Origin of the sequence: Parabacteroides timonensis, assembly GCF_900128505.1 — a bacterium.
Classification (GTDB): Bacteria; Bacteroidota; Bacteroidia; order Bacteroidales; family Tannerellaceae; genus Parabacteroides; species Parabacteroides timonensis.
Map to the genome: position 1 here is coordinate 4,262,721 of NZ_LT669941.1, position 21,096 is coordinate 4,283,816.

General features: G+C 43.0%; 14 protein-coding genes and 2 riboswitches. Of the genes, 4 read left to right on the forward strand and 10 right to left on the reverse strand.

Annotation, left to right across the window (positions count from 1 at the left end):
* Positions 1 to 34 precede the first annotated feature (34 nt).
* Positions 35 to 1,255, forward strand: a complete 1,221-nt coding sequence (locus tag BQ7394_RS24405; RefSeq protein WP_075559769.1) for a M16 family metallopeptidase — start codon at positions 35 to 37, stop codon at positions 1,253 to 1,255.
* A 22-nt stretch (positions 1,256 to 1,277) separates the two neighbouring features.
* On the opposite strand, the gene BQ7394_RS24410 is transcribed toward BQ7394_RS24405, so the two are convergent.
* Complete coding sequence (locus tag BQ7394_RS24410) at positions 1,278 to 2,678, reverse strand: alanine/glycine:cation symporter family protein (protein ID WP_075559770.1); 1,401 nt, start codon at positions 2,676 to 2,678, stop codon at positions 1,278 to 1,280.
* Positions 2,679 to 2,932: 254 nt separating this feature from the next.
* Between BQ7394_RS24410 and BQ7394_RS24415 the strand changes: the two genes are divergently transcribed.
* The gene (locus BQ7394_RS24415) at positions 2,933 to 5,260 is read left to right on the forward strand and encodes a TonB-dependent receptor (RefSeq protein WP_075559771.1); all 2,328 of its coding nucleotides are present in this window, start codon (positions 2,933 to 2,935) and stop codon (positions 5,258 to 5,260) included.
* A gap of 40 nt (positions 5,261 to 5,300) precedes the next feature.
* Positions 5,301 to 5,807, forward strand: coding sequence for a flavin reductase family protein (locus BQ7394_RS24420; RefSeq protein ID WP_075559772.1), 507 nt, complete (start codon positions 5,301 to 5,303; stop codon positions 5,805 to 5,807).
* Between the two features lie 5 nt (positions 5,808 to 5,812).
* Here the strand turns inward: BQ7394_RS24420 and BQ7394_RS24425 are convergent, their stop codons facing one another.
* The 5 genes from BQ7394_RS24425 to BQ7394_RS24445 form a co-directional block, all read right to left on the reverse strand.
* Complete coding sequence (locus BQ7394_RS24425) at positions 5,813 to 6,577, reverse strand: AAA family ATPase (RefSeq protein ID WP_075559773.1); 765 nt, start codon at positions 6,575 to 6,577, stop codon at positions 5,813 to 5,815.
* A 38-nt stretch (positions 6,578 to 6,615) separates the two neighbouring features.
* A complete protein-coding gene (locus tag BQ7394_RS24430; RefSeq protein ID WP_075559774.1) occupies positions 6,616 to 7,341 on the reverse strand; it encodes a ComEA family DNA-binding protein in 726 nt (241 codons plus the stop codon).
* 83 nt (positions 7,342 to 7,424) lie between these two features.
* Entirely contained in the window at positions 7,425 to 8,795 is a 1,371-nt protein-coding gene (locus BQ7394_RS24435; protein ID WP_075559775.1) for a sodium-dependent transporter, read from the reverse strand.
* 23 nt (positions 8,796 to 8,818) lie between these two features.
* The gene (locus BQ7394_RS24440) at positions 8,819 to 9,472 is read right to left on the reverse strand and encodes an ABC transporter ATP-binding protein (protein ID WP_075559776.1); all 654 of its coding nucleotides are present in this window, start codon (positions 9,470 to 9,472) and stop codon (positions 8,819 to 8,821) included.
* A gap of 4 nt (positions 9,473 to 9,476) precedes the next feature.
* Positions 9,477 to 10,190, reverse strand: coding sequence for a tRNA threonylcarbamoyladenosine dehydratase (locus BQ7394_RS24445; protein WP_075559777.1), 714 nt, complete (start codon positions 10,188 to 10,190; stop codon positions 9,477 to 9,479).
* Positions 10,191 to 10,328: 138 nt separating this feature from the next.
* Between BQ7394_RS24445 and BQ7394_RS24450 the strand changes: the two genes are divergently transcribed.
* On the forward strand, positions 10,329 to 12,293 hold the full coding sequence (locus BQ7394_RS24450; protein ID WP_075559778.1) for a family 20 glycosylhydrolase: 1,965 nt from the start codon (positions 10,329 to 10,331) through the stop codon (positions 12,291 to 12,293).
* A gap of 73 nt (positions 12,294 to 12,366) precedes the next feature.
* Here BQ7394_RS24450 and BQ7394_RS24455 read toward each other — a convergent pair whose 3' ends face one another.
* From BQ7394_RS24455 to BQ7394_RS24470, 4 genes are all read right to left on the reverse strand, one after another.
* Positions 12,367 to 13,521: a sirohydrochlorin cobaltochelatase gene (locus BQ7394_RS24455; RefSeq protein WP_075559779.1), complete on the reverse strand. Its 1,155-nt coding sequence runs from the start codon at positions 13,519 to 13,521 to the stop codon at positions 12,367 to 12,369.
* Positions 13,522 to 13,547: 26 nt separating this feature from the next.
* Complete coding sequence (locus BQ7394_RS24460; RefSeq protein ID WP_075559780.1) at positions 13,548 to 15,608, reverse strand: TonB-dependent receptor plug domain-containing protein; 2,061 nt, start codon at positions 15,606 to 15,608, stop codon at positions 13,548 to 13,550.
* Between the two features lie 130 nt (positions 15,609 to 15,738).
* Positions 15,739 to 15,937, reverse strand: a riboswitch (cobalamin riboswitch).
* A gap of 72 nt (positions 15,938 to 16,009) precedes the next feature.
* Entirely contained in the window at positions 16,010 to 18,280 is a 2,271-nt protein-coding gene (locus BQ7394_RS24465; RefSeq protein ID WP_075559781.1) for a TonB-dependent receptor, read from the reverse strand.
* A gap of 53 nt (positions 18,281 to 18,333) precedes the next feature.
* A riboswitch (cobalamin riboswitch) is annotated at positions 18,334 to 18,532 on the reverse strand.
* Between the two features lie 602 nt (positions 18,533 to 19,134).
* On the reverse strand, positions 19,135 to 21,075 hold the full coding sequence (locus BQ7394_RS24470) for a glycoside hydrolase family 97 protein (protein ID WP_075559782.1): 1,941 nt from the start codon (positions 21,073 to 21,075) through the stop codon (positions 19,135 to 19,137).
* Positions 21,076 to 21,096: the final 21 nt, after the last annotated feature.

Sequence of the window (21,096 nt, forward strand, 5' to 3'; positions counted from 1 at the left end):
GTACTTTTGCAGGTCATTAAAGTAAAAAGATACAATGCATTACTTCTCACATATTTTATCTAATGGTCTTCGTATGGTACACTTGCCGATGGAATCACCGGTTTCGTACTGTGGTTTTGCCGTGAATGCCGGAACGCGTGATGAAGAGGCGAACGAGTTCGGCCTGGCACATTTCGTGGAGCACATGATGTTTAAAGGTACAGAAAAACGGAAAGCCTGGCATATACTGAACCGGATGGAGAATGTAGGTGGCGAGTTGAATGCCTATACGACCAAAGAAGAGACATTTGTTTATTCCATCTTCATGGAAGAGCACTATCAGCGTGCCCTGGAATTGTTGACTGACCTGATCTTCCATTCTCAATTTCCGCAGCAGGAAATAGAGAAAGAAGTGGATGTCATTCTGGATGAAATCAATTCGTATGAGGATAGTCCATCTGAACTTATCTTCGATGAATTCGAGAATTTACTTTATGACGGACATGCTTTGGGGCATAATATTCTGGGGGATGAAGCCTCTCTTCTGACATTTAACTCTGAATCCGGCCGTTCTTTTATGCGTCGTTTTTATGCACCGGAGAATATGGTCTTCTTTTCAATGGGGCGGATTGATTTCAATAAGATCGTGAAGATGGCCGAAGGGTTTTTGTCGGATATTGCTTTTCCAGTAGCTCCGCGTAACCGTATTGTTCCCAATGCAATTGAACCTTGTGTTAGAAAGGTTCATAAAGATACACATCAGGCACATGTATTGATCGGTAGCCGTGCTTATAGCATGCACGATGAAAAACGAATACCTTTGTTCCTGCTTAATAATATGTTGGGCGGACCGGGTATGAACAACCGTTTGAATGTCTCACTCCGGGAGAAACATGGGTTAGTATATAATGTAGAATCGAATGTCACTTCTTATACGGATACCGGATTGGCCAGTATCTATTTCGGAACAGACCCGAAAAATATGGAGAAAGCTTTACGCCTGGTTCATAAAGAGCTGGATAAATTGCGGGATAATAGTTTATCTGCAACGCAGTTGGCAGCAGCCAAGAAACAGGTGATCGGGCAGTTAGGTGTTTCCGGTGATAATAAGGAAGGACTTTTCCTGGGATTGGGGAAGAGTTTCCTGCATTATAACCGTTATGACACGCTTCCGGAGGTTTTTGCCCGTATTGAAGCCCTTACCATAAAGGATATTCAGGAAGTCGCAAACGAGGTTTTTGCTCCGGAACGGTTGTTTAGTTTGATTTATCAATAACAGCTTTCGGGCTATGATGCTTTTACCAACATTCCGCTTTGTCGGTAAGTTCCGGGATACTGTTTTTATCGAAAACGGGACTTATTATTCCTTTTTGCTTCTGGGCAATATAATCCTTCAGTAAAAGGAATGCCTGGCGACTGAGCAGGGAGATGGCAATCAGGTTGCAAATAGTCATCAGTCCCATGGTTATATCAGCCAGGCTCCATGCCAGGTCAAGGCTTGCCAATGCACCAAACATCACCATTCCACCGACTAACAGGCGGTATGTAAACAATACGCTTTTCTTTTGAGTAACAAACCGTATGTTTGCTTCGCCATAATAATAGTTACCGATGATACTGCTGAAAGCAAACAACAGAATTGCTATGGCGACAAAGATACTTCCCACGCTTCCTACTTCATTGGTCAGTGCATGTTGCGTTAGCTGTACGCCGTTAACTGATCCGTCGAGCGGTGCACCACTAAAAAGGATAATGAAAGCTGTACAGGTACATATAATCAATGTATCGGTGAAAACGCCTAATGTCTGGATCAAACCCTGTTTTACCGGGTGAGAAACATCAGCCGTGGCTGCTACATTCGGAGCGGAACCCATACCGGCCTCATTGCTGAACAATCCTCGTTTAATACCCTGCATCAGGGCTGCGCCGATACTACCGCCAATGGCTTGTTCCCATCCGAAGGCATTATTAATGATCAACTCCAGTACGGCAGGAAGTTTCCCGATATTGAAAAGTACGATGCCCAATGCTAGTGCTACATATCCGAGAGCCATGACTGGAACAATGATACTACTTACTTTGGCGATCCGCTGAATGCCTCCGAAGATGATCAGAATGGTCAATACGGTCAATATCCCGCCAATAATCCTGTGATCGAATCCGAATGCCCCTTCCCACGCAGCACAAATCGTATTACTTTGTACGGAATTGAAAGCAAAACCGAAGGTGATAGAGATCAATACGGCAAAAAATACTCCCATCCACCGCAATCCAAGTCCCCGTTCCATGTAATAGGCAGGACCTCCGATAAAAGAGTCTTTCCCTCTTCTTTTATATAATTGCGCCAATGTGGATTCTACAAAGGCACTGGAAGCTCCCAGCAGAGCAATTATCCACATCCAGAATACAGCACCCGGGCCACCGACTGCAATGGCCGTAGCTACTCCGGCCAGATTACCTGTCCCTACGCGACTGGCTAATGATACGGCAAAAGCCTGAAAGGAGGAGATATGTTTTTCACCGTTTTTAGTTTTTTCGGTGGAGTCGCCAAGCAATTTTATCATTTCTTTAATCATACGGAACTGTACGAAGCGGGTTTTGAAGGTAAACCATATCGCACAACCCAATAGCATGATTATTAATATATAAGACCATAAAACATCGTTGATGGCGCTGATCCAGGAGTTTAATATATCCATGTGTTTTGTTCGTTTTGTTTCAAAGATACAGGTTTTCTTGAATTTTCGTGTGGGATATGTTTATAAACGAAAAAACGGAAAACTCGTTTTAAACGGGTTAGAGGTTCGTTTAAAACGAGATTTGGGCTCTCTGCCGAGTTTTTATTTTTTTGCTTTTTCTGTGTAACCTTTTTTCGAGTTGCTTCGTCTTACTAACAGAAACAAACAAGAAAGCGGGGAAGGCCACCCTGCAGATTAAAATAAACAATAGACTTATGAAACGGATAATATTCGGGATCATGCTGCTAGGCTGCATGATACAGGGAGTTTTTGCTCAAAATTTAGGGATAAAAGGTTTGGTGAAAGATAGTCGGAACAAAGAACCTCTTGAGTTTGCCAATGTCGTTCTGCAAACGGTGGATTCTACGTTTATTACTGGAACAACTACTGATGGAAAGGGGTATTTTGTTTTAGATAAAGTGAAATCCGGTGATTACCTGCTGGCTATCTCCAGTTTGGGATATGAGACGCAGTATGTTTCTTTAAAAGGATTTAATAAAAGTGTGACGCTAGGTGATATTCCGATGGAGGATGCTGCGGTCTCTTTGGATGGCGTTACAGTCAGTGCGTCCAATACGAGCAGCCGCTCCGATCGTAAACTGGTTTTTCCGTCCGATCGACAGGTAAAGGCTTCAACCAACGGTATGGATCTGTTGCAACAACTGATGCTGCCGAAGATACAGGTGAATCCGTTGTCAAGCGAAATTAAAGTGCCGGGAAACGGTGAAGTTCAACTTCGTATAAACGGGGTGAAAGTGGAACTGGATGAAATCAAATCATTGATACCTTCTGATATCATCCGTATTGAATATCATGATAATCCCGGATTACGTTACGGTAATGCGGAAGTGGTACTCGATTATATCGTTCGTCGTCCCGAGACGGGGGGAAGTTTCAGCGTGGATATGAGTCAGGGAGTAAATGCCCTATGGGGAGAACATCGGGTTTCCGGAAAGATCAATCATAAGAAATCAGAGTTCGGTGCTTCTTATCGGATCGGTCCGCGTGATTTTTATGGACTTTCCAGGGATAATGAAGAAATCTTTCATTTGGGTGACGGAACGGTTTTGCACCGGAAAGAGGAAGGTGAACCGGCTCATGGTCGCATGTTCATGCATAATCTGAACCTGAATTATAGCGTACAGGATCCCGAAAAGTATTTGTTCAATGCTACGTTCCGTTATTGGAATAACCATCAACCGCATTGGGATTACCGTGGTGTTTTATCCAATCAGGAAAATTTGTCGGACTATGTAAATATGGTAGACCTGAATAGTTCAGATAATCAGGTTCCTGCATTAGACTTATATTATCAGCGTAATTTGAAAAATGATCAGACGCTGGTCTTTAATGTGGTTGGAACCTATAACCGTACTTCTTCCCATCGTTTTTATCAGGAAAGTCGTGGTGAGGATTTACTGACGGATATCAATAACCGTGTTTCAGGAAATAAATATTCAGTGATCGGTGAAGGTATTTATGAGAAAAAGCTGGAGAATGGAAATCGTTTGAGTACAGGTATTCGCCATACACAGTCGTTTTCCAATAATGAATATCGCAATGGGCACGATTATAATACCCGTATGAATCAGTCGGAAAGTTTTCTTTATGGCGAGTTTAAAGGAAAAGCCCGGAAGCTGGATTATACGCTGGGAATCGGTGTGTCGCGTTCCTATTACAAACAGGATGGAACTGATGATTCTTACCAATATTATACGTTCAATCCGCGTTTTACATTGCAATATGCTTTACCCGGACAATCGTTTATCCGTTTGAGAGGTTTTGTTGGTAATTCTTCTCCTTCATTGGGGAATTTGAGTGCTATCGAGCAGGTGATCGATTCTTTGCAGCTGCAACGCGGTAATCCGCAACTGGAGGCTTATATGCGTTATCGTCTGGCGCTAACTTATGAATATCAGAAAGGTATCTTTTATACCAATTTGGACGGAGCCTATGAATATCTTCCCAATCCTATTATGGACGAGAAATATCAGGAAGGCAATAAGATCATCCAGACCTGGAATAACCAAAAGAACTGGCAACGCCTGACCGGTTCGGCTATGTTCCGTATCGGGCCGATCAAAGACATTCTACAGTTCTCGTTTACTGGTGGTGTAAATCATTATCTCAGTAACGGAAACACCTATTCCCACCGCTATACGAACTGGTATTGTGAAGCACAGGCATCTCTCACCTGGAAAAAGTTCATGCTGATGTATCAGATGAATACGAACTGGAACTGGTTCTGGGGTGAAACTTTGGAAGGCGGTGAGAATATTCAGATGTTAATGGTGCGCTACAGTCATAAGAATCTGTCGCTGGGAGTAGGGGCAATTAACCCGTTCTCTGATAATTATAAAGTGAAGACAGAAAATTGGAACCAGTATGCTTCTTATAAAAAAGCGATGTATATCAAAGAAAGCTCACGTCTGTTCGTTGTTTCATTGACTTATAATTTCTCATTCGGTCGTACGTATAAGGCTGGTCAGAAACGTCTGAACAATGCCGATAACGACTCCGGTGTAATGAGTACGGGTAAATGATATTCTTTGTACCTTTGAAAAAAATTAAAGCGTATAAAGTATGAAAGCAATTGAACCCAGTCTGATCAAGGACAACTTTATTGAAATTATCGGTAAAGAGTGGATGCTGGTAAGTGCCGGCGACAAAGAGAAGTTTAACATGATGACGGCCAGTTGGGGAGGCGTAGGTTTTCTTTGGAATAAACCGGTCGTATTCGTATTCATCCGTCCGGAACGATATACCCGTGAATTTGTCGATGAAAAGGGATGTTTTACCCTCTCTTTCCTGGGAGAAGAACACAAAGCGGTACATAAAATCTGTGGTTCTAAATCCGGACGTGATATTGACAAAGTTGCCGCAACCGGGTTGACTCCTTATTTTTCCGAACAAGGAAACCCTTGTTTTGAAGAGTCGCGGTTGACACTTGAGTGTAAGACGCTCTATGTGACAAAGATGGATAAAGATTGTTTCATTGATCCGGCCTTGTTTGAAAAATGGTATAGCGCTATGGCGGGCAACCCTCATAACGTCTATGTCGCAGAGATACTGAATGCCTGGGAAAAGTAATTGATCTATCCCAATAATTCTTTCAACATTTGCTCCGTATGGGTAAGAAAATACTTCGTTAATTGATAATGTTGTGTTTCCTCATACGGAGTAATATGTGCTCCATCTTCTTCTATGGAGTAAATATCCGCATCCGGATAAGCCATAATGATTGGCGAATGTGTCGAGATAATCAATTGACAACCTTGTGCCACCAATTCATGGATCCTGACCAATAGTGCCAGCTGTCGTTGAGGTGAAAGGGCGGCCTCCGGTTCATCGAGGATAAAGAGAGTATTTCTTCCTGCGTAATTCAGGAAAGTACTAAGAAAGCTTTCCCCGTGCGATTGTTCCAGTAAGCGATGTCCTCCGTAGGCTCCTAAAGAATAATCACGTCCATATTTTAATATGTCTTTCATCGATTTGGCATCGATTTCGGCTGCATGATCAAAAAAAGACTCGGCACGAAAGAAGAAATGGTCGAAAGGTTTCCGTTCTTCAATCAGACGAATGCATTGTGGCAGAACGTTCGAATATGATTTCCATGCTTCAACACCGTCATAAAGCATCCCTTGTTTGTCTTCGTCCCGTTCTTCATATTTGAACATGATGCCTTCCAACAGAGTCGATTTGCCGGCCCCATTTTCACCAACCAGGAAAGTAACCGGTTTACGGAAAACGATCGATTCCATGTGTCGTACGGCAGCAGCTTTAAACGGATATTTAAGATCTTCCAATGGACCTTCCACTTCTTTCGGGTTGATCAACCGGACTTGCTTGAGGTAAATCATAGTTATCTTTTCTTACAAATGTATATAAACTTCTTTTCTTATTCAAATGACAGGTAAGGAATAAGTCTTTCCTTGTCCGTCTCTGTGAACTCTTCCAGTAGTTGAAGGTTTTCCCAACCTGTGAGTATTCTTTTTTGCTTACGGAGTTGTCCGATAGCATGCGCTTGCCCATAATTCAGATAGGGATGTTTGCGAAGTGAGTCTGCGGGAAGATGATTGACAGATAAAAGATGTATCGCAGATATATCCACCGAAAACCACGATTTTATCGCATCATACTTTTCTTCATCGATACCATATACTTCCCGGAGCTGCTCTACTCTGTAGAAACCTCCTAATAAATCCCGGTATTTAATGATTCTGCGGGCAAATGTACTCCCTATTCCGGGTACTTTCTTTAGAGAAGTCGTATCGGAAGAGTTCAACTCGACCACTGTTCCGACCGGATATTTTTCCGTCTTCGGGAAAGTTTTTCTCCCGGGTATGTTTGGAGTTCCTTTCGGATGAAAATCTTTTTCCTTTCGAGAGAAATTCTTTTTTCTCCCGGATGGGGCTGTTTTCTCCTGTTCCGGCTTTGGCTTATTCGAAGCGATGGGTCGGGTTGTCTTTATGGATTCTATACGTTTATTATTCTCGTTGGAAATGTCTTCTGGTTTATTATCTGTCAGTAATAAAATGATCCAGGAAATAGAAATAAGACAGAGTAGGAGGGTTAAGGCCCTGCGTTCTCCTTTGGAGAAATAGAGTAAATCGCGCCAGTTCATAGTTCGGTCTTGTTAATGTTAAATATTCTGTTACAAAGATATAAGTTACCTGTGAATAAGCAAGTAACTTATACCGTTTATTTTCAGAATAGAGCGGTTATCTTTTTGATCAATCCCAGCTCATTCAGGAAGATTAGTCCGATAGCGGCCGGTGCGATATATTTGATGAAAAAGGCATAGGTGTTGAAGAAGTAGAAAGTGATAGTTCCTTTGTTAGTCAATTCTGCTTTTAATACTTTCTTTTCAATACGTAAGCCAACGAATACACAGATCATCATACCGCCGATAGGCATCATGATTTTAGCAGTCAGGTAGTCTAAGGCATCAAAGAGGATCAAGCCGCCGATGGTGTACTCTTTTAATAAGCCGAAAGAGAGCGAACAAAATGCTCCGATAACGGCTACACCGGCTGAAACAATCCAGGCGGCCTTCTTTCTTGTCGTATGATATTCTTCATGTACGTAAGCTGTTGCCACTTCATGCAAAGAGATCGTGGAGGTCAGTGCTGCCAATGCCAGCAGGATGAAGAATATGAATGACCACAGATTACCGAACGGCAATTGCTCGAAAATATTAGGGAGTGTGATAAATACCAGTTCCGGACCTGCTGTCGGTTCAATGCCGAAGCTGAAAACTGCCGGGAACACCATAATACCGGCTAGTAATGCCACCAGTGTATTCAATACGGTGACCTGTACAGCGGTTAATTGAAGATTGGTGTCTTTCCCAAAATAGGAAGAGTAGGTGATCAGACATCCCATACCGATACTTAATGAGAAGAATGTCTGCCCCATGGCACTTAAGATAACAGAAGAAGTTATCTTATCGAAATCCGGTTTGAACAGGAACGAGAGTCCTTCCTCCACGCCCGGAAGGGTGACAGAGCGGATACATAATATCAGCAGTATGATAAATAGTGCCGGCATCATAATTTTGGAAGCCCTTTCAATACCCTTTTCTACTCCGGATACTATAACGATGTGTGTCAATGCGATGAAAGCGATTGTCCAGCCTATCGGCCGGAGGGCACTGGATGAAAATGTTTCAAAGGCAGTTGTAAATTCGGCCGTTGTTTTTCCTGCTAGAGAGCCGGTCATAGCCTGCCAGATATATTCCAAGGTCCAGCCGGAAACCACGGAGTAGAAACCTAATATCAGAAAAGCTGCTAAAACGCCGTTATATCCGATCAGGGACCACTGAGTTCCGGGAGCCAGCTTTTTAAAAGCTCCGGCAGCGTTACTGCGTGAATGACGGCCGATGAAGAATTCTGTAATCATGATCGGAAGGCCGAGCAAAACCGTACATATCATAAATACCAACAGAAAAGCTGCACCTCCGTTCGCTCCGACCATATAAGGGAAGCGCCATATGCTACCCAGGCCGACGGCGCAACCTACTGTAGCTAATATCACTCCGATCTTACTGCCAAAAGTTACTCTATCTTTGTTTGCCATAAATAATTCTACTGAGTTTATACTTATTCTAAAACAACCCCGTCTTTTATATGAATTACACGGTCTGTGTTGGATGCCAGTTGTTCATCGTGAGTGACGATCACGAAGGTCTGGTGCATCTGGTCGCGTAATTCAAAGAAAAGGCTGTGTAATTCTTCTTTGTTCTTTGTATCGAGACTGCCTGACGGTTCATCGGCCAGGATAACGGATGGGTTGTTGATCAATGCGCGGGCGACGGCTACACGTTGTTTTTCACCTCCAGATAATTCAGCCGGCTTATGCGTCATACGATCCGATAGTTTCAGGAAATCGAGAATTTCCTTTGCCCTCTTTTCCGCATCAGAAGCCTTCTCGCGTGCAATTAGTGCCGGGATCATTACATTTTCCAGTGCGGTAAATTCAGGTAGTAGCTGGTGGAATTGAAATACAAAACCAATATTTTTATTACGGAAAGCCGCCAGTTCTTTTTCGGATAGTTTGCCGATCTCTGTCCCGTTGATATATAAACTGCCCGCATCCTGTGAATCAAGCGTTCCGATGATCTGCAATAAGGTTGTTTTTCCGGCTCCGCTAGGACCGACAATAGCAACTATTTCACCTTTATTGATCGTAAGGTCGATGCCTTTCAATACCTGTAAGTTTCCGAAACTTTTGGTAATTCCTTGTGTTTGTATCATCTGGTTATATATTTCTTATTACATACGATGCAAGATAGCAACCGAATATAGCGGGCATATAAGAGACCGTTCCGGTGGTTGTCCGTTTGCATTGTTCGTTTTCTACTTCCACTACGGCTTCTGAATCGGCCATTTCCGTAGAGAAGACAACCGGGATTCCTTTATTCAAGCCCATTCCACGTAACCGTTTACGTACGGCTTTAGCCAGTGCACAGTTGCAGGTTTTAGAGATATCGGCCAGTTTCACCTGCGACGGATCGATTTTTGCACCTGCTCCCATAGAGGAAACAATAGGAATTTCACGCCTGTTAGCATGATACAAGAGGTAAACTTTCGGACTGAGCGAATCGATAGCATCCACGATGAAATCGTATTTTGTGGCGGATAGAACTTCCTCTGTCCGTTCATCACGGAGAAATTCATTAAGCACGGTCAGTTTTAAACGTGGATTGATATCCAACAGACGCTGGCCTACAACTTCTGCTTTCTGCATCCCGATAGTGGAATGTAAAGCAGGTAACTGTCTGTTTATATTGCTGGCGTTCACCGTATCGGCATCAACGATTGTCATGTGCCCGATCCCGGCACGGCAAATCTGTTCGGCGGCATAAGCTCCCACGCCCCCTAATCCTACGACTAAAACATGGCAATGTGACAAGTACTCCATCCGGTCGGCCCCCAGTAATAGCTCCGTCCGTGTGTTCCAATTGTAACTCATTAATATGTTTTTGAACACAAAAGTAATAAATCATTCAGAAACCGCCTTTTAATTAGTCATCTTTTAACTATTCCTTCATTTTAAGCTTGTCCGGATGATTAAAAAGCAGTAATATTGTGCGCTTAAATTTAAAATACAATGAATATAAAACGCTATTTAATGCTGATTGTGGCATGCACACTTTTCGTGGGTAAAAGTTATGCTGCCAATAACGAAAAACCGTTTGTCATACCCGAATTGCAGGAATGGAGAGGGGGACAAGGTTTGTTTACTCCATCTCCCACTTCCCGTATTGTCTGTGTAGGAAAAGATCCTGCCATTAACAAAATTGCCAATCAGTTTGCCGAAGATTACGAAACGATGTTCGGTCGTAAGTTGGCTGTTGTAGAAGGAAGGGCTTTCGCTGGTGACTTTGTTTTCTCCTTGTCCGGTGACAAACAGTTGGGTGAAGAAGGGTATGCTGTGAAAATAGCAGACCGTGTGACTGTATCGGCCCCAAAGGCTAAAGGTTTATATTGGGCAACCCGTACAATCCTTCAGATGACCGAGCAAGACAATAACCAGGCATTGCCTAAAGGTTCGATGCGCGATTATCCCGACTATGCGATCCGTGGCTTTATGATGGATTGCGGACGAAAATTCATTCCGATGGATTTCCTGCGCGATTATGTAAAGATGATGGCTTATTATAAGATGAATACTTTGCAGGTTCACCTGAATGATAACGCTTTCAAACAATATTTCGAACATGACTGGAATAAAACCTATGCTGCATTCCGCCTGGAAAGTGAATTTTTCCCGGGACTGACTGCCCGTGACGGTTATTATACTAAAAAAGAATTTATTGATTTTCAGTTAATGGCCGATAGTCTCGGAGTTGAGATCATTCCGGAGATAGATGTTCCGGCTCATTCGCTGGCACTGACACAGTATCGTCCGGAGATCGGTAGTGAAGAATATGGAATGGATCACCTGGATTTGTTCAAACCGGAAACCTACCAGTTTGTCGATAGCCTGTTCCGTGAATATCTGGAAGGACGAAATCCTGTCTTTATCGGAAAACGAGTACATATCGGAACCGATGAATATTCAAATAAGAAGAAAGATGTAGTAGAGAAATTCCGCGAATTCACCGATCATTATATCCGTTTTGTAGAAGGCTTCGGTAAACAGGCTTGTGTCTGGGGAGCTTTGACCCATGCAAATGGAGATACTCCCGTTAAGTCTAAAAACGTACTGATGAATGCCTGGTACAATGGCTATGCAGATCCGAAAGAAATGATCAAACAGGGATACGACCTGGTCAGTGTTCCCGACGGTTATTTGTATATCGTTCCGGCTGCCGGTTATTACTACGACTATCTGAATACGGAAATGCTTTATAAGGAATGGACTCCCGCACATATCGGTAAAGAAGTTTTCCCTGAGAAACATAAACAGATTAAAGGAGGCATGTTTGCTGTTTGGAACGACCATGCAGGCAACGGTATCAGTACGAAAGATATCCATTACCGTGTTTTCCCCGCTTTGCAAACGTTGGCCGGGAAGATGTGGACAGGCAAAGATTGCAAGGTCCCTTATGAGACCTTTAATACGATGCGTACCGCACTGGGTGAAGGCCCTGGTGTAAATATTGCTGGACGCATGGGTAACAAGCCTCGTGCTGTTTACAATCAGGATGTTTTAAAACCGAATACAAAAACGGGCTTGAAAGAGATCGGTTATCATTATACAGTTTCGTTTGATGTCCAGTCTGTCAAAGAAGAACCAGGCACAGAACTATTCCGTTCTCCCGATGCCGTATTTTATTTGTCTGATCCTGTCAGCGGTAAATTAGGTTTTGCCCGTGACGGTTATCTGAATACATTTAATTATCAGTTTTATCCCGAAGAGGAAGCATCCGTAGCGATCAGTGGTGATGAAAAAGCTACACGTTTGTATATTAACGGAGACCTGAAAGAAGAATTGAATATTCAGAAACGTTTCTTTAATGGCGGAAAAGACTCTATGAGTTATGTACGGACACTGGTTTTCCCGTTAGAGAAGGCCGGCGATTTCAAAAGTACGATTAAGAATGTAGAGGTATTGAATTATTGCAAGTAAAGAACAGAAGAGCATATATATGTTATTATAAAAAAGAAAAGCAGGATGATTGTTCCTGCTTTTCTTTTTATCTTTATTCCGGTTGATAACCTTCACCGTTTTCCCATGCATCAGCATCGTTCCAGTTTTCCTTCAGGTGGTTTAACCAGATCTTACGGATTTCAGGATAGTCTCCTAAAGCTTTGATTTTACATCCGCTTTCAATACCATGGTCTGCATCTGTCTGATCGGCAGGGTGAGTTTCTGTCTGGTCGATATTGAATCCCAGATATTGTAATTTCAGACGCCAGCAATTATCTGATTGCGGAGTAGCCAGACTAGCGTCATCTCCGTCTTCCAGACCCCATAGGTCATTGTGAGCATGGTCACCGGCAATAGACATGAACGGAGCCAGGAATACATTGATGTCTTTCGGTTCCAGATTATTTGTTTTGCAGTAATCCATCAGTTTTGAATAAATACATTCAGGATTAGGAGTATCCAGAGGTTGCTCTGTCTTTTCATTTAACGGCCAGAATAACATTTTACCATAATCCACAGTACCTACAAATACATTTTTGCTGCTTGTTTTTGCTTGCATGGCAACTTCGATATCGGCATATTTCTGGTTGGCATTATAGCTGTCGTTCGGGTTTCCGTGACCCATCAGCAACAAGATATTATGCTTGTCAGCCAATGATGTTTTGTAATGACTATACAAAGCTTCTGCAACAGCTTCTGTATCCTCATCTTCAGCTAACAGGTTTGCACCTTTCAATACATTTACACTTGGATAATCACGGATCATGAAGTTTTTCTTTACAGTAGTATTCATAACAGAAAGATATTCTTCACCCGGAATAACGTGTAACGACTGTACGGCAACTCTCGTGTAACCAGCTTCAGCAAAGGCATTCAGCCATTGGTCTATATGATAGTAAGCTTCATCGCGTGTAGCTTCCAGTCGTCCGATACAAGTGTTTGATGAAAAAGACAGATAAACATCTGCTTCAGGAAAAGCTTCTTTGAATTCTTTGACAGTTTCATCATAAACGTGAGTTGCTTCGTGATAAGTACTTCCGAAAGAGCAAAGTAAAATGGCCGTATCTTTCGTCTTTGCGGCTTTTACTACCGGTTCTGCCGGATTGTCTGTTTTTTCTACGTCATCGTCGTCGCCGCAGGATGTAAATCCGACAGCTGTTACCGTCATAAGGGCGGCAGCCATAAGGCAATACTTAAATTTGTTCATAAATATAAATTTTAAAAGATGTTGATTTACTTGTTTCTATTATGGAACTTGGCTGTAATAGACAGGTAGAAATTACGTCCCGGACTTGTTGTTCCGTGATTGCGTCCGAACGGGGTGGTGTCTATATAGTTTAAAATATTATCAACCCCCACATTGCCTGTCAAATCCCAATGTTTGACCTTCAACAGCGAATGACTTGTGTTGATCCTCCAGATATTATATCCGTCCGCATTGTCGTCCGACATATAAAAGCGTTTGGATTGGTATTTCCCGTAAAGACCAACGCCTAACCGATAGCGTTTCCATGTATGTCCCCATGTCGCGTTGAGCGTTGCATTGTGATTAGAGGTAGCATCTATGGGGATATATTGCATGTAGCGTGGGTCAAATTCATCATCCACATAAAGGGCTTTTGCATCAGTATAACTGTATCCGCCTCCTAATGCGAGGTCTTTTGTTATCTTGTATGTAAATGAGAAATCCACGCCATACACTCTGGCTTTCGACAGGTTCTTATATTTTTTTGTTTCCTCTACTTCCAGCAGCTTGTTTTCTGCTGAAGTGGGAACTGTTGTCAAAGCGATCATATCATGGATACTGTTATAGTATCCGGTAACACTCGCCTGGAACTTATCTGAAATAAACTCTGCTCCAAGTGATACATATTGAGATGTCTGCGGTTTCAGATCGCTGTTCCCATAATAGGCCTTCAGCTTTCCCATCATGGTGCCGATATAATCGTAATAAAGTTCCTGAGTGGTTGGAGCTTTGAATCCGAGCGACCATGTACCGCGCAGGTTGAAATTGTTCAATTTATAAAGGGCGGATACTTTGGGAGTCACTCTTGCTGCGAATTCTTTATGATATACACCGCGTAGTCCGGCAGTGACGATAAACCGGTCCGCCAGTGTCCATTCATCCTGTGCATAAGCCGATAAGGTGTAAACGGATGCTGAAGTACGATTGTCCATGTGATGAGGCGATTCGAGATTCTCCCACAAATACTCCAAACCAGTGTTAAGCGTATGTGAATCTCCGAAATAGAAAACGCCTTTAGCTTGTCCTGTCAGTTGTTTCTGTATCTTTTGTTTGAGACGTTGACCGGCAAAAAAGGTGACACGTTTATTATCTATAAAGTAATCGGTATAGGCATCATGGGTGTAATCGTAAAAATATCCGAACCTGCCATAATCGATATCGAAAGTAAGATAATTCCTGCCTTCTAGTTTCCACTTTGCGCCACCTGCCAATGTATAATTGCGATAATAGTAATTATACGGATAATACTTATAAGCTCCGAATGTACGATATAACCAACGTTCGTAATGCGAACCTTCGGCGGTCAGTTCCAGTTTATCATTTACTTTATAGGAGAGAAATTCGTTGATCGTATAATTGTCCGATCGGTTGATAGTTTTGCTGACAGAGCCGGGTTTCAACTGGTGCTGGTCCCATTCCATATCCGTGTTTCTCCAACCATCCGTATGTTTGTAATTGAAAGAAGTTGTAGAGTTCAGTTTTCCTATTTGAATGCCGACCGTGTTGCTTTGGCGTATATCACCATATTCTCCCACGCGGGTCGTATTAGTGACGTTGATTTTTTCCCTGTTCCTTTTGGTGATGATATTAATAACACCGGCGATAGCGTCGCTACCATATAAAGAAGAGGAGGCTCCTTTTACGATTTCGACTCTCTCGATATCGGCTATATTAATTCGGTTGAGATCGCTTTGTCCACCCACATCCCCGTTCATACGTTTGCCGTTTATTAGAATCAGGATATAGTCATTATCCAGGCCATTCATTTGCAGATGTCCGCCCATGTCGCCTTCATGAAAGGTTAATGAAGGGCAAAGTCCTCCCAAAAGGTCCTCCATGCTACGAGCCTGATATTGTTCCAGCGCTTTGCTGGTAATGACTTCTGTCTGTACGGGAGCGTCTTTCAGATAATGTTCGGTACCGGTTCCGGTTATTACTACTTCATCTAATTGTACCGTCAGTTCTTTCCCGTCTTTGCTCAGGATACTTTGCGCATAGGCATATTGCATGCTACATAGTAGAATGAAAGCCAATAGCAGATACTTCATATTCTGTTTTATTTAGTTTGATAAATAAAACATCAAGTTTCTCTTCTTAAAAGGAATGTCGCAAGGGCTTTTACGTAGGTAAACGTATAATCGAATGGACACAGACTTCTGAACCTGGAAGCTTGGTGTTTATTATAAAATAAATTTAGCAGGTATTCTGGCTTTCCTCTGGTTAGAAACCTTCCCATTTCGACTATTGAAACAGTGGCATTAGAACTTCTAACCAACATAATGAGGATTTACAGCTGCAGGTACAGCTCCGGATTTACACCGGATTCCCTTGAATCAGTCTGCGAAACAAACTGATTACTAAATCGTGGGTGCAAAGATACTACATTATTTTATTATATGATTCTTTTACTAAAAAAATGTAGTATCTATGTCTTTGATTTCTATCTGTTTTACTTTTTGAATTTCACAGCCAGACTAATGTAAACGGCCCGTCCGGGGTTTATCGTGGAGAAATTACTGTTCCAGGGGCGGTCGTCGCGGTTGTTAAATAAGTTTTCGATACCGATTCCCGGTTCCAGGATAAATGCGTCTAGGTTGAATGAGTGGCGGGTGTTCAAATCCCATTGCTGGTATTTCGGGGCGTAGCCGTATGTGCTGGAATAGCGTTCGCCCTGGATATGTCCGCTCAGGTTTACATTCAGGTGGTAGTTGTTCCAGTCATGATCCCAACGTGCATGTACATTGGCTGCATTCTTTACGCTCTTATCGACAGGAGTAATTACGACAATATCAGTTCCGGTTTTGCTGTCGTGTTCCAGTGTCTTAGCTTCGCTGTCTGTGTAGATGTAACCTCCGCCTACGGTGAATCCGGCTCCTGCATAAATATTTGCGTTTACACTGATCCCTTTGATTTTAGCCCGGTTCACATTGTCGCGCTGACGGATGGTAGAGAATTTCTCATGAAGCTCATCCAGTCCCATCTGGTGAATCTCTTCATCGCTTAATACGCGGTAATCGATCATGTCTTTAATATCGTTGTAGAATCCGGTGGCCGATATTGAAAAACGTGAGCATGTATATTCGCCGTTCAGTGAAAAGAAATTACTCTTTTCCGGTTTCAGGTCGGGGTTTCCAATCGTATAACGGCTTGAAGTTTTCGATTCGTCCGTTGCGTATAGTTGGGACAATGTGGGCGAACGGAAGCCTGTTGCGTACGATGCCCGGAAATTAAATCCTTTGAGTTTGTACATAAGGGCAACATTTGGAGTGGCATAGTTTTTAAAATTCTCATTGTAGAGATAGCGCACGCCTAATACGGCCTGTAGGTTTCTTAGTATCGTAATTTCATCCTGTGCAAAAAGTGCAATCGTATACATGCTCTTGAAGCTGATGTTATCCGATTGGCTTCTGAAGTTTTCATTGATATACTCGATACCTGTGGATACTTTATTCCACGTATTAGGTTTGAAAATACCTTTTACGGTTGCATCGTAATAAGTCGTTTCTTTACGGGTTTCTTTATCGCCGCGTTCGAAATCTCCGGTTTTGAGGAAATAGTCATATTTTGAGGTGTAATTGTCGGCAAAGAAGTCAGCATCGATGTAAGCGGATTTGTTGATCATATATTTGGCACCGGCACCATAGGTGTAGGTTTCATGCGCCATGTTATAGGTATAAGCCTGTGTCTCTTCATAGATCGGGTTGCCGTTTTCATCTTTCTTCTTTCCTTTCTTAAAGTAAGTGGCTGTTTCCGGTCGGCGGGTGTTATAGTCATAGTAATTACCACGTACGTAGAAAGATAAGCGGTCGGTTGCATTGTAAGCAAAACGTTGGCTGATATTGTCGGAGAGGAATCCGGTAGACATCGGGCGGCCTGTTTTATAGCCGTTTTCGTCGAGATCATTCACTTGCCAGTTATCCGCTTCCCTGCGCTGGTATGAAGTATAAGATGAAAATTTACCGGCATTTACGTCTGCATTTATATTTTCGCTGAACCGTCCTTTACTGGTATAATGGGTGTAGTTGGATACATTCACCGCATTCTTGGTATCATCTGTAATAATATTGATAACGCCGCCGATTGCATCGCTGCCGTAAAGGGCGGAAGCTGCCCCGCTCAGGATTTCGATACGCTTTATATTGGCGATATTGATACGTGTATAACGGTCGTCACCGGTCAGGCGTTTACCGTTTTCCAGCAGTAGCATATAGTCTTCGTTCATGCCGTTCAGGCTCAGTGTCGTTCCCATTCCGTTTGTCATGGTTGTTACATTCGGAGTCAGTTTGACCAGGGCATCTTCCAGGTTGGTTACGTTGGCATTTCCCAGGTCTTTGGCTGTGATCACCTGTATGGGGACAGGAGAGTTGGTCATGCGGCGGTGGGTTCCCGTACCGGTTATAACGACTTGTCCCAGGTTGATATAGCTTTCGCTCATCTTGATCAGGATATTTTCATCCTGGCTGTCTGCGGTATATTTCTGGGGAAGGAAACTAACATGTGTTACACTCAGCGTATGTTCACCTTCCGGCAGGTTGCTGATATTGAATTCTCCTTTACCATTGGTTGTGCATCCTGCCAGGCTATGGTCTATGCGGATATTGGCTCCTACGACAGGTTCGTTGGTTTCAGCGTTTACGACTTTCCCTTTCAGGGCGGTTTGAGCGAACATAGATACTACTATCCAACTGATAGCAGCTGTGAGTAAACATTTCTTTTTCATCGAAATTGTTTGTATAAGAATTAATAATTCACTTTCCTGGCCCGGGAGAGCTTGATTATTTGTCTGATCTGGCAGGTTTCCTGGCTTAACCCTGAAAAGCACCTTCCCATTTCTTGTAAACGAAACAGTGGTATAAGAAACTTTTCTTCGGATACGGGTATTACAGTAGCGGGCACTGCTTCGGATTGTCACCGAATTCCCTTTTATGCCGGTACAGAATGAACCGGCATCACCAAATCGGGCGCAAAAGTAGTTTTTTATTTAATAGCTTATGCTTACTTAGGCGATAAAAAAGTGTACAAACGTTAGATTTTGGGGAGTCGCCGGTTGTTATGTTGATAAAATGATGGATAATTCGCCGGATACTTGTCTTTACAGGCATATACCCTTCACGTGTCACACCTCTCATCACGTCATGAATATTAATTATTATCGGGTGAAGGCTCGTGTGAAACGTGGAAATGGAATTTTTTTATCTGGTATATCCCTGTCAATGACTAATAGAAATCCATATACCTTTTGATTGTTAGGGTATGAATGGCTACATGTTAAGTCATGGCCTTAAGTTTCTACCCTGTACAGGGTGATTTTTATGGGTCGGGACTTTACTCATGGTTGTAGGGACTTAACATTTAGTGGCCTGTCTTTTAACACATAGTATTTTCCCGGTATGGCATGCAGGGCAAGCCGAAGTCGGATAGAAGGTGGTGAAACGTTAGCCTTCACACGCTGATTATTGATATTCATAGTATGATGGGGGGTGAAAGGTGAAGGCTGAAGTGATGAAACTCTTTGTAAGCGTATAAAAAAGTGTTCCTTTACAGTGTAGGCACTGTAAAGGAACGTAAAACAGGTTAATTAACCAATACTATTCCGCCATCCGGTAAAATTTCCAGTTGATATTCGCCATTCTGTTTGACGGTAGCATCCGACATTCTTGGTGAACGATCTTTGTTGTCATCGTATTTCGTTACCTTTTGTCCGGCAAGCATGGGGAGAGAAACTTTCAGTTTCAAAGTTTCTTTACCTGCATTTATGCCTGTGATATACCATTTGTCTGCATGGCGACGGGCTAAAACACAATATTTGCCGGGATAACCATCGATAAAACGTGTCTCGTCCCAGGTTGTCGGTATCTGCTTCATAAAGTCGATCTCGAAGGACGGAACATCGGTCAGGTTGTTGGGCGTAAGTGCAAAGTTCTGTACCGGGCTTTGAAAAAGTACCGCCGTTGCAAGCTGGAAAATGTCGGTCGTTTTACGGATCGTGCCTCCATCGTTTGTACGGTTGTAACGTTTGTTCAGTAACGTACCTCCGAAGTCCATGCTCCCTACTGCATTACGGATGAACGGATGCAGGCAGGCGTTGTATGATTCCCTGTCGGCCCAGTATTGGTCGAATATCAGGTTTTCGGAAGCCAATACAGCTTCGCTGCCTACATAGTTCGGGTACATGCGTTCCCAGCCACGCGGAAGTGTACAGCCGTGGAAGATGATCATCAATCCATGTTCGTTGGCATCCGTCAGGATATCTTCATACAATTGCATGGTTTCTTGCTTATCACCACCGAAAAAGTCCACTTTCAAACCTTTCACTCCCTGTTCCTGTAGCCATTTCATTTCTTTTTTCCGGGCGGGAGAGGTACACATACGCTGTTTAGGCCCCTGAGGAGCATCGCTCCAGTAACCATTGGAGTTGTACCAGAGGAATATGCCCACATTTTTAGATTTGGCATATTTGATCAGTTCCGCCATCCGTTCATGGCCGATCTTTGTGTCCCACCAGTTGTCGATCAGTACATATTCGTATCCCATAGCGGATGCCAGGTCGATGTACTTTATCTGATCGTCATAGTTGATACTACCGTCTTGCCACACGATCCAACTCCAGGTGGAACGGCCGAACTTATAGTCCTGAGATGCATCGTACAACGGTTTTACCACATCGAAAGGAATTGTTGTTTCGACGATCGGCTGTAAATTGTCACCGACAGTGATGGTACGCCAGGGTGTTTCGCCCGGTAAAGCCAGGCCGGGTGCTGCGCTGCCGTTACCGTTGTTCTCTCCCGGATGAGGGAAAGCGATCGTATATAGCCCCTCTTTACTGCCATCGCTCAGATGGGATGCACAATATCGGCTGCTTACGCCTGTTTCCGACACCAATACCCAATTGTTATCGATATGGAACAGGCATGGGAAAGTATGACCTACTTTGTGTTTGGATATCATTCCGACAGGTTCATCGGGTGTATATTCCTCTTCGTAACTTGGCTTGGTACGTTCCCAGCCGGTCATAGGAGCGGCCTGAGGGCACATGAATGTCGTTGTCTGTTGTGGAAAGTCAAATCCGGTTGCCTCTTTTTCTATTACCAGACAGGCGGTATGTCCATATTGAGGAAATGCATATCGGAAGGCAATATCGTTATTACTTACCTGGAAGATTACATCCATCTTTTTCTGATCCGCATTTTCGAAGGTACAAACCAATTTGTTGGCAACATAATGGACATCCGCTGTTTTACAACGATTTAATGTGTACTGTTCATCCACATTACCCGTTTTGTGTTCGACCAACTTCATCCTTTTGCTGAAATCGCCGATATCGGTAAGTACTCCTAAAGGAGATTCTTCGATCACTGTTTTATCTTTATATGTGACCTGGTAGACCGGTTCGCCTCCTCTTTTTAAAGAGACTGTTACTTTTAGATTATTATCCGGTCCGCTGACCGTTCTCTCCTGTGCAAATAGAGGAGAGACGGCAAGCAGAACTGATAAACTGATTAATAATTTCTTCATGTAGTTCTATTGTATGTGAAT

What these genes read in the sequence shown, in the direction of transcription:
- BQ7394_RS24410 (WP_075559770.1), bottom strand. Translation starts at nt 2,678, where the DNA reads ATGGATATATTAAACTCCTGGATCAGCGCCATCAACGATGTTTTATGG.
- BQ7394_RS24420 (WP_075559772.1), top strand. Translation starts at nt 5,301, where the DNA reads ATGAAAGCAATTGAACCCAGTCTGATCAAGGACAACTTTATTGAAATT.
- BQ7394_RS24440 (WP_075559776.1), bottom strand. Translation starts at nt 9,472, where the DNA reads ATGATACAAACACAAGGAATTACCAAAAGTTTCGGAAACTTACAGGTA.
- BQ7394_RS24425 (WP_075559773.1), bottom strand. Translation starts at nt 6,577, where the DNA reads ATGATTTACCTCAAGCAAGTCCGGTTGATCAACCCGAAAGAAGTGGAA.
- BQ7394_RS24405 (WP_075559769.1), top strand. Translation starts at nt 35, where the DNA reads ATGCATTACTTCTCACATATTTTATCTAATGGTCTTCGTATGGTACAC.
- BQ7394_RS24460 (WP_075559780.1), bottom strand. Translation starts at nt 15,608, where the DNA reads ATGAAGTATCTGCTATTGGCTTTCATTCTACTATGTAGCATGCAATAT.
- BQ7394_RS24435 (WP_075559775.1), bottom strand. Translation starts at nt 8,795, where the DNA reads ATGGCAAACAAAGATAGAGTAACTTTTGGCAGTAAGATCGGAGTGATA.
- BQ7394_RS24450 (WP_075559778.1), top strand. Translation starts at nt 10,329, where the DNA reads ATGAATATAAAACGCTATTTAATGCTGATTGTGGCATGCACACTTTTC.
- BQ7394_RS24465 (WP_075559781.1), bottom strand. Translation starts at nt 18,280, where the DNA reads ATGAAAAAGAAATGTTTACTCACAGCTGCTATCAGTTGGATAGTAGTA.
- BQ7394_RS24430 (WP_075559774.1), bottom strand. Translation starts at nt 7,341, where the DNA reads ATGAACTGGCGCGATTTACTCTATTTCTCCAAAGGAGAACGCAGGGCC.
- BQ7394_RS24470 (WP_075559782.1), bottom strand. Translation starts at nt 21,075, where the DNA reads ATGAAGAAATTATTAATCAGTTTATCAGTTCTGCTTGCCGTCTCTCCT.
- BQ7394_RS24445 (WP_075559777.1), bottom strand. Translation starts at nt 10,190, where the DNA reads ATGAGTTACAATTGGAACACACGGACGGAGCTATTACTGGGGGCCGAC.
- BQ7394_RS24455 (WP_075559779.1), bottom strand. Translation starts at nt 13,521, where the DNA reads ATGAACAAATTTAAGTATTGCCTTATGGCTGCCGCCCTTATGACGGTA.
- BQ7394_RS24415 (WP_075559771.1), top strand. Translation starts at nt 2,933, where the DNA reads ATGAAACGGATAATATTCGGGATCATGCTGCTAGGCTGCATGATACAG.